This window comes from Hyphomonas sp. ske169 (genome assembly GCF_056850855.1).
The window spans coordinates 3,436,880-3,448,263 of the sequence record NZ_CP096146.1; the positions used below are offsets into that span (position 1 = coordinate 3,436,880).

Genomic DNA, 11,384 nt, shown 5'->3' on the forward strand with positions numbered 1-11,384 from the left:
ACCGCGCAGGCCCACGTCGAATTACGCAGGGCTCACAAGAATCACGATCGATCGATGGTGGGCTTCCATACCAAATAGTTCGACGGTGGAAACAAATTGAGCTGCGATTCGGCACTCTGGTTCGGCATAAGGCACCCGAATGTGGTAATTATACCTCAGTTTCCGTCGCGAGCGAAAGGCGCATACCGGGTGAGGGTGCGTCTAATGCTTTGAGCATCGACATAATTGGTGCAAGAGCAAGGCTTAGCCAATTTAGCGGTGGTCCATGCTCGATACGGATGAAGTCAGAATCTCGAACAGCGAATATGAGACTGAGTATGAGATCGGGCAGGACAATGTCGAGCTGCTCGGCCTGGATGTACACAATCCCGTATTCTTTCTCGCCGCGAGCCTTGTTTTGCTTTTTGGCGGCATGACCTTGGTCTTCCCGGAAGCCTCTGGTGCATTTTTGAGCGCGGCGCGGGCCCACACGGTTCAATCTTTTGATTGGCTATTTGCGGCAACGCCCGTGGTGATTTTTCTTTTTTGCCTGGCGCTCGCGATTTCCCCACTCGGACGGATTCGATTGGGAGGCGCCAAGGCATCCCCTGAATATAAGATGCATTCTTGGATCGCGATGCTGTTCGCGGCAGGGGTTGGGATTGGCTTTATGTTTTGGGGCGCAGCAGAACCGCTCGCCTATCATACAGATTGGTTCGGTATGCCTTTGGGCGCCGAACCCGGAACGCCAGACGCTGATCGGCTGGCCTTCAGCGCCACGCTGTTCCATTGGGGGCTGGCGCCATGGGCGATCTATGCTGTGGTCGGCCTGTCGCTCGGTTTTTTCGCGCATAATAAGGGCCTGCCACTCTCTATCCGTTCGGCATTCTATCCGCTGCTCGGGGATCGAATTTGGGGGTGGCCTGGCCATATCATTGATCTGTTTGCGGTGGTGTCGACGATCTTTGGATTGGCGACCACGATTGGCCTAGGCGGCACACAAGCGGCCAGTGGCCTGGGATATATGTTTGATTTTGAGCCGAACATTTGGGTGCAAATCGGCCTGATCGCCGCGATGACGGCGCTGGCGGTCATATCGGTTGTGCGCGGGATGGATGGCGGTGTAAAACTGCTCAGCAATATCAATATGATTGTTGCATTTGGCCTCTTGGTCTTCGTCTTGGTCGCCGGCCCGACCACTCTGATCTTTACCGGGATGTGGGAGAACCTTCTGGCCTATTTTGCCGACACGCCGGCGCTGACCAATTGGATCGGTCGGGAAGACACGGCCTGGTTCCACGACTGGACCATTTTCTATTGGGCTTGGTGGATCTCGTGGTCGCCATTTGTCGGCATGTTTATCGCTCGGATCTCTCGCGGCCGCACCGTGCGCGAGTTCTTTGCGGTCGTCCTAATCGCGCCATTTGCGATTTGTGTTGTCTGGTTCACGGCTTTTGGTGAGACCGCGGTCTTCCAATATGAGAATGGTATTGGCGATCTATCTGGCGGGATTGTCAGCTCGTCGACGGTTCTGTTCCAAATGCTCGCAGCTTTACCATGGGGCGGGATCACCTCGATGATCGCAATTGGTCTCTTGGTCGTGTTCATCGTGACCTCAGCCGATTCAGGTGCCTTGGTGGTGGATACGATCACGTCTGGTGGCAAGACCGATGCGCCGGTGGCGCAGCGCGTGTTTTGGGCCTGTATGTTAGGTTTAACGGCGTCTGCTTTGCTCTATGGCGGCGGCACATCGGCGCTGGAGGCGTTGCAGGCTGGAACGATTGCGGCCGCATTGCCGTTCACATTTATTCTCCTGATTTGTTGCGTCAGCCTGTTTCTCGGCATGCGTGAAGACATGTACGGCGAGAATTATGGGCAGGGCCCTGCTAGTGGAAGTCCCTGCTGTAGAATAGCTTCTTGGCTTGTTCGCGCGGGTGTCTTGCGCCGGAGATGAGACGCGCGCGATGCGCTTGTTGCAGTTCGCGAGTGATCTCATCGGTCTCTGTTTCTTGTTTGCCGCGTGGGCCGCTGCGATGATCGTGGACGGGGCGCTTGGCTTCATCGGCACTGTCGCTTGAAGGATCGATGCGGCCACCAGAGAACTCGGGATAGCCGAGCCCGTCGAGCAAGTAAGAATAGTCTGTAATATGGCTCGCGATAATATGCGTCACCGGGCCTTCGCGTTGCAGTTTTCCCCGCACATGCAAAAGGCGCCCGGCCATCACTTCTTTGCGGAATTTGGCAAAGGTCTTTGGCCAAACCACGACATTCGAAACAGATGTTTCATCCTCAAGGGTCATGAAAATTACACCGCTCGCCGTTCCTGGCCGTTGCCGCGTGATGACCAGGCCAGCGACCGAGAGCCACGCGCCATCCGCTGTCGTTCGGTGCCGATCTGCTTGCGCGAAGGCTGGCATCTGTGGTCGCAATAAGCCGACTGGGTGATTGCGAAGCGTCAGACGCGTCGCGACATAATCTTCGAACACGGATTCAGAGAGGCTGAGCGGCGGGAGCTGGGCCACCTCGCTTGGAAGACCTTCGCCGGTTTGCTCAAACAAAGGCAATGGCCGATCCCCGCCAAGGCCTGTGACTTCCCATAGGGCGTCCCTTCGGCCAAGGCCGTATGTAGCAAACGCATCGGCGCCAGCGAGCTTTTTAAGCGCACCTTTGCCTAAGCCAGCTCGCCGCCAAATAGCGTCAACAGAACCGTATCCATTTCCTCGTGCGGCGGCGATCCAATGGCCATCCTCTTCAGCAAAGCCTTTGATCTGGCGAAACCCTAAGCGCACCGCCAATCCGCCATTCGGCAAGGGCTCGAGGACATTGTCCCAAAAGCTGTTCTCTACGCAGACCGGTAAGACCGTGACGCCATGTTGGGTCGCATCGCGTACAATTTGGGCCGGCGCATAAAAGCCCATTGGCTGCGCGTTCAGAAGCCCGCAGCAAAACACTTCCGGATGATGGCACTTGATCCATGAAGAGGCATAGACCAGCAGCGCAAAACTCGCGGCATGGCTCTCTGGAAAACCATAACTTGAGAAGCCTTCGAGCTGTTTGAAACAATTCTCAGCGAAGTCTTTTTCATAACCGCGCTCCAGACAGCCCGCGATGAAGCGCTCTTTGAAATCTTCGACCGCGCCTTGGCGACGGAACCCGTTCAGCGCGCGGCGCAGCGCATCCGCCTCGGTGGGACTGAACCCTGCGGCGACAACTGCGATCTGCATGGCCTGTTCTTGAAACAACGGTACGCCATAGGTCCGTTCCAAGACTTTGCGCAGATCTTCTGAGGGATAGATGATCTCTTCTTCACCGCGACGACGCCGCAAATAGGGGTGGACCATATTGCCTTGGATGGGGCCGGGGCGGATGATGGCGACTTCCGCGATTAAGTCTTGATAGGTTCGCGGACGCATGCGCGGCAGGAAATTCATCTGCGCCCGCGACTCGACTTGAAAGACGCCGATTGTATCGGCCTCGCAGAGCATGTCGTAAACGACAGGATCTTCCTGTGGCAGGGTTGCAAGCGTGTAAGTCTGCCCTTTCCAGGCCGTGAGAAGATCAAAACATTTGCGGATACAGGTCAGCATGCCGAGGGCGAGAACATCAATCTTGAGCATGCCAAGCGCTTCAATATCGTCCTTGTCCCATTCGATCACCGTGCGGTCGGCCATTGCGGCATTCTCAATCGGGCAAAGCTCATCCAGGCGGCCTTTGGTGATGACAAAGCCGCCGACATGTTGCGAGAGATGACGAGGAAAGCCGATAATCTGTTTCGCAAGGTCGAGGGTTTGGCGCAGTCGCCGGTCCGTGACGTCCAGCCCGGCGGCTTTTGCCCGCTCGTCTTCAAGGTCAGAGCTTGAGACGCCCCAGACCTGACTGGCGAGCGCTGAGACGACATCAACTGATAGGCCCATGGCTTTGCCAACTTCGCGGATGGCCCGCCGCGAGCGAAAGTGGACAACAGTCGAGCATAGACCGGCCCGCTCGCGCCCATATTTCTGATAGATGTGTTGGATGACTTCCTCACGACGCTCATGTTCGAAGTCGACATCAATGTCGGGCGGTTCATTGCGTGCCTCAGAGATGAACCGCTCGAACACCATTGTGATCATGTCGGGGGAGGCTTCGGTTATGCCGAGTGCATAGCAGACAACAGAATTGGCCGCTGAGCCGCGCCCTTGGCACAAGATCCCTTTCGATCGGGCAAAGCTGACAACATCATGCACGGTCAAAAAATAGCGCGCATAATTCAGCTCTGAGATGAGCTTGAGCTCCTTTTCGACCATGGCTTGGATTTTCAAAGGCACGGCATCTGGATAGCGCCGCTGCAAGCCTTGTTCGGTTAGCTTGCGCAAACGATCATCCGGGGCGAGCCCATCAGTGATCTCATCCGGATACTCATAGCGTAGTTCATCAAGCGAAAACGGGCAGGCGGCGGCGATGCGGCTGGTATTTGCGATGGCGTCTGGATAGGCCCTGAACAAGCGGCGCATTTCAAGCTCAGACTTTAGTCTCCGCTCGGCATTGGGTAGGGCAAGCCGACCGAGCCTATCGATGCTCGTGCCTTCGCGAATACAGGACAGAACATCTGCAAGCGGGAGACGGGATGCGGCATGCATGATGACATTGCCGAGGGCTACGAGTTCCAAACCGGCCTTCTCTGCGAGGGTTTGGCGCCGCTTGAACCGCATCTGGTCTTGGCCATCATATTCAGGCGCAAGACCGACAAAAACATGATCATCGAAAGCGTTGTGCAGAGCCTTCAGTGTGGCGTCGAGTTTTGGCCCATCAAACGCGACCAAGATGCAATCGCCGCAGTGAGACAGAACATCCTCGAGACAAAGCTCACACGCGCCTTTGACGGTTCGCCGTTTGCCCAGTGTGAGCAAGCGGCACAATTGGCCAAACGCCGCGCGGTTGCGAGGATAGACCAGCAGCTCTGTCCCATCCACAAGCGCCAGCCTTGTGCCAACCATATAGCGTAAGCCAAGCTCTTTGGCGGCGCTGTGCCCGCGGACGATTCCGGCAAATGTATTCCGGTCTGTAATTGAAACGCCGCCAAGCCCAAGCTGGCGCGCGCGGACAACCAGTTCCTGGGCATGTGAGGCGCCAGTGAGGAAAGTGAAATTGCTGATCGAAAAGAGCTCCACATAAGTCATGGAAACTCTCCCGCCACATACCAGGTTTCTGTGTCATCGCCGGGATAGTTGAGCAGCCAGAGTCTGCGGCCTTGCTGGGTCTGAACTTTCCAATAATCGCGGGTGCGCAAATCCTGATCGCGATGCCAAGGCGGGGTAATCCGTTCTGGCCCGAATGCGGTATGGGCCTGGAAGGTCATCCGTCGCCATTTGAAGGTGAGGGGCGGCCGGCCTGGCGTTTCGACTTGAACATGTTCTGGCGGGCGAAATAGTCGGAGCGGGCGCTGTCTTGGCGCGGCTTGCCAAGCGGGTGGTTCTTGTATGGCCTCAACTTGAGTAAACTCGTGCTCAGGCGCATGCGCATCACAGGCTTTAAACACCCGGATATGATCGAAGCCTATTCTGTTCCCGAGAGTCTCGATCAGCTGTAAGCGATGGTCGGCTTGTTTGGCATCTTCCCCCATCGATAATTGCCGGAAGCGAACCGGCTCAACCTGACTGGCGGATAGTCGAAACCAGTCGGCGCCATATTCAATTTCGAGCTTAGAAAGCGGGTGAGAAAATTGCCGCAAGATTGGTTCGGGATCAGAGCAGGGGCGCGCGAACCCAATCGTCAGATGATGATCCCCGGTATCGACACATCGCACGGTGAGATGAAATTGCCGCGCGCCTGCTTGATCCGTTTGCAGCCGATCGCAAATCCGCGCCGACAGACGTTCCAGAACACGCTCCAGATCGTCTAGGAACCCAATCGGTTCAGGCAGGGTCATGCGAGCCGCATAGATGGGGTCCGCGGCTTTTGGCGTGACCGGGTCAGGGCTCGTGCCAGCGGTGGCGCCAAGGGCTTGCGTCAAGGAGAGACCAAATCGGCGCGCCAGTTCACTCGTTTTCTGCGCTTGCAGCTGCCCAATTGTCGTTAGTCCGGCGCGGGCGAGACCGGTTGATGTCGCTTCTGGTAGGTCCAGTGCTGCGATCGGTAAGTCAGCAATAGCTGCTGCGGTTTGACCCGGCGAGGCAACTGAGACCGGATCGGTTCCAAACCGCGCCAAGGCGCTCGCTGCGCCTTTCGTATCCGCGATGCCAATGCGCGCCTGGATTTGTAAATCGTGCAAGCGGGTGAGGGCGTGGTGTCCCATCTCTACCTCGCCGCCAAACAGGTGCGCGCAGCCTGTAATGTCGAGCATCAGCCCGTCTGGCGCGTCCAGCGCAACCCGCGGCGATAGTGTGTCCGCCCACCGCCATAGTGCTCTCAAAAGCAAGCCTTCTCGCACAGGATGGGCCGGTTCGGTCAAAAGATCAGGGCAGATGGCGCGGGCATCTGCGAGCGCTTGGCCCGCGAGCAAGCCGGCTTGGCGTGCCGCTTCATTCGGATGTGTGATCCGCCACGCATTGCGCGTCTCAGCGGTTATGGCGAAAGCGCCGCTTAGTCTTGGATCACCCGCCCGGATAAGCCGATCAAGGGGCAGCTGCGAGAGCCATATGGAGAGTATCCGTGGCATTTTGCTCCCCGTCATGTGCGATATGCCAAGTCCCGGCCTCGCCATTCTTTCCTTTCACGCAGTCCCAGGCCCAGCTTGGTTGATCGGCGAGCACTGGCCGACAATCCCAGCGCGTCTGTGCGGCCGAGCTATCGGCTGGCCCGCGCAACAGGATCAGCCCTAAACCGCCGCCTTGTTCTGCGGCCAGCTGTAGGCGCCGGCTCTCCTTAAGCGACAGAGCGTCGGCGCTATCCAGAATGACGCAAAACCCGCCTTCCGCCCGCAAAGCCTGATCCGCGGCCCATAAGGCTTCGCCGCGCGAGACCGCCTCAACCAGGGTCACTCTATCGGGGTCGAGATAAGCCTGCAGACCAGAGGGGCAGAGGGTCTCAAGATCCCGCCGAAGCGCGATCCAGATCACATCGCGCGCATGTTGAGCGGCAGAGACAATCGCGAAGAAGTCTGAGCCCGGCCCTGTCAGCTCATGCATGCGGCGAGATCGCAAATCGGGCTGCTTGTTCCGCACGGCAGGCGGCCCATGCCCATTCAATCTCGTGAGCGATGCGAGCGATTTGATCTCATCCGGAACCATTTGTTCCTTATTTGTTCTTTTTGGGAAAGAGTCAAATAGAGGGATGCAGATGGAGCCGCGTGGGAGGCGGCTTCGTCTCGACTTAGCGAGGCTCGTGGGTGAGGCTTTGCAAGCTGCGTGGCGCAAGCGTTTGACTGGAGCAGGTTGTATGTTTGGAGTGGGCCTGCTCGAACAAGTGAAGCTTCGCCTCGGGTTTTATCGTGTAAGTGGTCATGAGGGTTTCATTTTCGAAGAGGGCCGCGACCCCATCGTCAATGCCGATAGCAGGCAAGGCGCTTGGTTCGGATTGAACGAGCTCAGCCAAAGCGTTTCGGCGAGCCTCTAGCGCATCATAATGTGCACAGATACTACCTTTTAAAAGGCCGATGCCTCTCACCGGTTGAATGCTCGATTTAATCGAATCGCTGATGCACCAATCGAACAACATGCTTATCCCGGCACTCGCTCCCGCGATCAGAGTGCCGTGTTGATAGGTTTGGACGAGGGCATCAACTACATCCCACTCTTTCAAAAGCGCGATCAAATTGCGGGTCACGCCGCCATCGATGAAAATCGCGTCTGTGTTGGGAAAATAGGCGCGAGGGTCACCGGTTTCCATCGCATACATATCTAAGCTGGTGGGATGAAACCCGACACGTTCAGCAAGGTTGAAAAACGCAGATGTGCGTTCGGGCCGGTCGCCTTTCGCCGCACCGATATAGCAAATACTTGGGTTTGACGCCTTGGCTTTGTTTGTGAGGTCTCGGATCAGCTGGAGAAATTCCGGTTGTTCGGAGCCGGACACGAAGACCGACTTAGAGTCGCTTATCCCAAGGATGCGCCGGGTCGGGGTCATGCTGGCGCCGCCATCTGCATTAAGTACGCGCACAATATCGCGCCATAAGTGCCAAGCGCGTATCCCAGCACCGCAAGCAGCACGCCGACCGGCGCCAGCGATGGGTGGAAGGCTGCCGCCAAGACGGGCGCCGATGCCGCGCCACCGACATTTGCCTTGCTCCCAACCGCGATGAAGAAAAATGGGGCGCGGATCAGTTTTGCCACCGCGAAGAGAAGGATGGTGTGAAACAGCATCCAGATGATTCCAACAAGGAACAGGAGTGGCTTCTCAGCAATCTGGAAAACGTCCATCTTGGTGCCGATAATCGCGACCAGCAAAAAGATAAAAACAGTGCCAATCTTAGACGCGCCCGCGCCTTCTAATTTGCGGAGGCGCGTGAAGCTGATGCCGAGTCCCAAAGTGGTCGCGGTGACGACGACCCAAAAGAACTGGTTGCTCAGAATTGAGCCCGAGAGTGATGGAATGGCGAGCGCCGCACTCGAGCACAAACCCGCGACAAGGTGCGATAGGCCGACGCCGCCAAACGCAATCGCAAGAAGTTTCATAAAGTCTTCTGTCGTCGCTGTGCGCTCCATTTGCGCGCTGTAATTGATCATCTTGTCCCGCAGCGTCGCAATGGCGGACGTGTCGGCTTTGAGCCAACGATCAATCGGGTCTGGGTTGCCCGCGCCATAAAGCAGAAATGCCATCCAGATGTTGGCAACCACGATATCCACGGCAACCATGGCGGCATATTTCTCGGGATTGTAGCCATAGATTTCGAGCATGGCGGTTTGGTTCGCGCCGCCGCCAATCCAGCTGCCAGCGACGGTCGCTAGGCCTCTCCACACCGCCTCGATGCCTTCACCGCCGACAGTTTCGGGACTGAAGCTCGCGACGATAAGTACGGCGACCGGACCGCCGATCACTATTCCAATCGTGGCGGTGAAGAACATAATGAGCGCTTTTGGTCCAAGCCCAAGAATGGCCTTCAGGTCGATGCTCATCGTCAAGAGAATCAGAGAAGCCGGGAGGAAGTAATCCTTAGCGATGGGCCAAAGCTGACTGTCCTTCGAAGAAATTAAACCGAAGCTATTCATCAGCGATGGGATCAAATAACAGAGTAAGATGATTGGAACGAAGGTGAAAAATTTGTTCCACATCCCGCCGAGGCTTCGCGCGTAGAAGAGGGCGCCAAGCGTTGCCGCGAGTAGGCCAAACACGATGGCATCATTGGTTATCAGGGGTGATGTCATTTTGTGCGTGCTCGTTTGCTTATGCGTTAGTGGTCGTCGGCATCGCCCAAGGTCCAACCGTCATCTTCATGCTCATCTTCGAAGGCTTTTTTCGGAAGATCGAACTCATACTCTTCCCCCAGCACGAAACGCGCATACCATGCGAGTTCGGCATTGATCTTGAACAATTGGTGCGCGGGTTTTTGATAGCCGTGAGGTTCTCCAGGGGCCTGATACAGTTTGGTTTCTGTCCCGGTCGCCTGAACCCCGCGGAACATCAAAATCGATTGCGTCGGCGGAACCCGAACATCGCGCTCTCCCACAAAGAACAGCGTTGGCGTGGTGACTTTCCAAGCATCTTTTAACGGTGAATCTGCCAGATATTGATCGCGTGGCGCATCTTCGTCCCAGGGCGCGCCACCGAATACGAAGTCCCGACCGCGGCGGACGTCGCTTTCGCCATGCATGGAAACCCAGTCGGCCGCGCCTGCTCCGGACGATGCCGCGGCAAATCGGTCGGTCTCGGTAATCAATCGATTGACCATGTGCCCGCCCGCGCTCCAGCCCATTTTGATGAGGCGGTCCGGGTCCGCAAGGCCACGCTCGATCAAAGCGTCAATGCCGTCCATCACGTCGAGATGGGCATTGCGGAAATAGCCACCAAACATATCGCGCATGAACGCGTCGCCATAGCCAGTACCGCCGCGGTGATTGGGCAGAAGCACCATATACCCCTGCGCTGCAAGCACAGAAACATATCGGGTTGTGTTCCAAGACCCAAACTGTGATGAACTGCGCGGGCCGCCATGAGTGGTGGTGACGAGCGGATATCGCCGACCTCTTTTATAGCCGATGGGATAAACGAGTAGGCCTTCTATTTTCGTTCCGTCGCGCGCGTCCCAAGTGACCGCTTCTTGGCGCGGCAAGAGATACTTTTCTTCCCAGTCTTCATATTCTTTCGTCAGTGGCTCAAACCGTCGCTCTCCGTCGCGGCGAATATACAATTCTCCTGGAGATTTTGCGTCGATGATTTTGGCGGTATGGGCGTTTTGGATCGGATCGTACCGCCAGTCGGTCACGACTTGGTCGCCGCTGGTGAGGGCGGTTAGCGTTCGTGCTTCTATGTCGTATCGATAAAGCGCGGTACGGAGGCCTGTATTGCCGAGAATATAGAGCCCCTTGCCAGACTGATCCCACTCGTGCGCCAAGGCTTCAAAAGCCAAGTCACCGAACAGTCGGCGCGGCGCTTCACCGCGTTTTTGGATGAAGACTTTGTCCTCGTAATAAGGCTCTCCGTGGGCATTTACGGTTGCGATATAGGCGATTGTACTATTGTCTGGAGAGAGGCGAACCTGTCCTTCAGAATAGTCATTTTGGGTCCACGCGCTTTCGTCGCCCGTCTGTAGATTACGGATGTAGACTTCTCTCAGATAACCAGAGTTAAGCCTCTGATCGGGCGCGCGGCTGTAGACCAGATAATTTCCATCCCGTGACAATGAGGCTGCGCGAACCGTGAAGTCGCCGGAGACCACGGGTTCGCTCTTCGTGCTATCCAAATCAAAATACCAAAGCTCACGGTCCAAAGGTTCATCAAACGCCTCGATTTCCCACTCATCTTTGACCGCTTTCGTGCCTGGCTCAGGGGCTTCAATTTCGGTTGCCCCAAAATAAAAACCCGCGCCGTCGCGTGCCCAGAAGACGTATCGGACATCCTCTTCGTGATCAGTGAGCTGTTTGGATGTGTGATTGTCGATGTCGAAATAATAGGCTTGCCGCTCTTTTTGGCCAGGCGGGCGGCGCAGGTAAATATACCCGGCGCCATCAGGCCGCCAGGAGATATCGCTTACAGATATCGTATCGCGTTTTGGCTCTGGAACGGGCAAGTGTTCGCCTGTTTCCAGATTGATCAATCGATAGCGATCCACTTTATCATTGTCGGACCAAAGTGTGCTGGAGCGTTGATAGATTAGATGCCGCCCATCCGGTGAAAGTAAGGGGTCTTTAACTTGGTGGATGCTGAGGAATTCTCGCGGGCTCATTCCTTTGGGGTCGTCGTCAGCGAGTGAAAACTGACCCAAGCTTAGAACAGATAGTGTGAGCAAAATGAGGATACGAGACATCGGCAACCGGTCCGGTTTTAGGGTT

7 protein-coding genes are annotated in these 11,384 nt (G+C 56.4%); 1 reads left to right on the forward strand and 6 read right to left on the reverse strand.

Annotated features, from left to right (window positions below; genetic code table 11):
• Positions 1 to 265: 265 nt before the first annotated feature.
• Positions 266 to 1,933, forward strand: coding sequence for a BCCT family transporter (locus MY069_RS16775; RefSeq protein WP_482794934.1), 1,668 nt, complete (start codon positions 266 to 268; stop codon positions 1,931 to 1,933).
• On the opposite strand, the gene MY069_RS16780 is transcribed toward MY069_RS16775, so the two are convergent.
• The 6 genes from MY069_RS16780 to MY069_RS16805 all read right to left on the reverse strand — a co-directional run bounded on the left by MY069_RS16780 (position 1,866) and on the right by MY069_RS16805 (position 11,359).
• A complete protein-coding gene (locus MY069_RS16780; RefSeq protein ID WP_482794935.1) occupies positions 1,866 to 5,138 on the reverse strand; it encodes an error-prone DNA polymerase in 3,273 nt (1,090 codons plus the stop codon). The genes MY069_RS16775 and MY069_RS16780 overlap by 68 nt on opposite strands.
• Positions 5,135 to 6,616 (reverse strand): Y-family DNA polymerase, encoded by a 1,482-nt coding sequence (locus tag MY069_RS16785; protein ID WP_482794936.1) that lies wholly within the window; start codon positions 6,614 to 6,616, stop codon positions 5,135 to 5,137. The genes MY069_RS16780 and MY069_RS16785 overlap by 4 nt, the downstream gene beginning before the upstream one ends.
• Positions 6,573 to 7,187, reverse strand: coding sequence for a hypothetical protein (locus tag MY069_RS16790; RefSeq protein WP_482794937.1), 615 nt, complete (start codon positions 7,185 to 7,187; stop codon positions 6,573 to 6,575). The genes MY069_RS16785 and MY069_RS16790 overlap by 44 nt, the downstream gene beginning before the upstream one ends.
• 82 nt (positions 7,188 to 7,269) lie before the next feature.
• Positions 7,270 to 8,055 carry a Type 1 glutamine amidotransferase-like domain-containing protein gene (locus tag MY069_RS16795; RefSeq protein WP_482794938.1) on the reverse strand — a complete coding sequence of 262 codons (786 nt, stop codon included), beginning with the start codon at positions 8,053 to 8,055 and terminating at the stop codon, positions 7,270 to 7,272.
• Positions 8,019 to 9,260 (reverse strand): DUF819 family protein, encoded by a 1,242-nt coding sequence (locus tag MY069_RS16800; RefSeq protein WP_482794939.1) that lies wholly within the window; start codon positions 9,258 to 9,260, stop codon positions 8,019 to 8,021. Before MY069_RS16800 ends, MY069_RS16795 begins: the two co-directional genes overlap by 37 nt.
• Before the next feature lie 26 nt (positions 9,261 to 9,286).
• Positions 9,287 to 11,359 carry a S9 family peptidase gene (locus MY069_RS16805; RefSeq protein ID WP_482794940.1) on the reverse strand — a complete coding sequence of 691 codons (2,073 nt, stop codon included), beginning with the start codon at positions 11,357 to 11,359 and terminating at the stop codon, positions 9,287 to 9,289.
• Positions 11,360 to 11,384: the final 25 nt, after the last annotated feature.

Coding starts and splice junctions, on each gene's coding strand:
- MY069_RS16790 (WP_482794937.1), bottom strand. CDS start 7,187: ATGGTTCCGGATGAGATCAAATCGCTCGCATCGCTCACGAGATTGAAT.
- MY069_RS16780 (WP_482794935.1), bottom strand. CDS start 5,138: ATGACTTATGTGGAGCTCTTTTCGATCAGCAATTTCACTTTCCTCACT.
- MY069_RS16775 (WP_482794934.1), top strand. CDS start 266: ATGCTCGATACGGATGAAGTCAGAATCTCGAACAGCGAATATGAGACT.
- MY069_RS16800 (WP_482794939.1), bottom strand. CDS start 9,260: ATGACATCACCCCTGATAACCAATGATGCCATCGTGTTTGGCCTACTC.
- MY069_RS16785 (WP_482794936.1), bottom strand. CDS start 6,616: ATGCCACGGATACTCTCCATATGGCTCTCGCAGCTGCCCCTTGATCGG.
- MY069_RS16805 (WP_482794940.1), bottom strand. CDS start 11,359: ATGTCTCGTATCCTCATTTTGCTCACACTATCTGTTCTAAGCTTGGGT.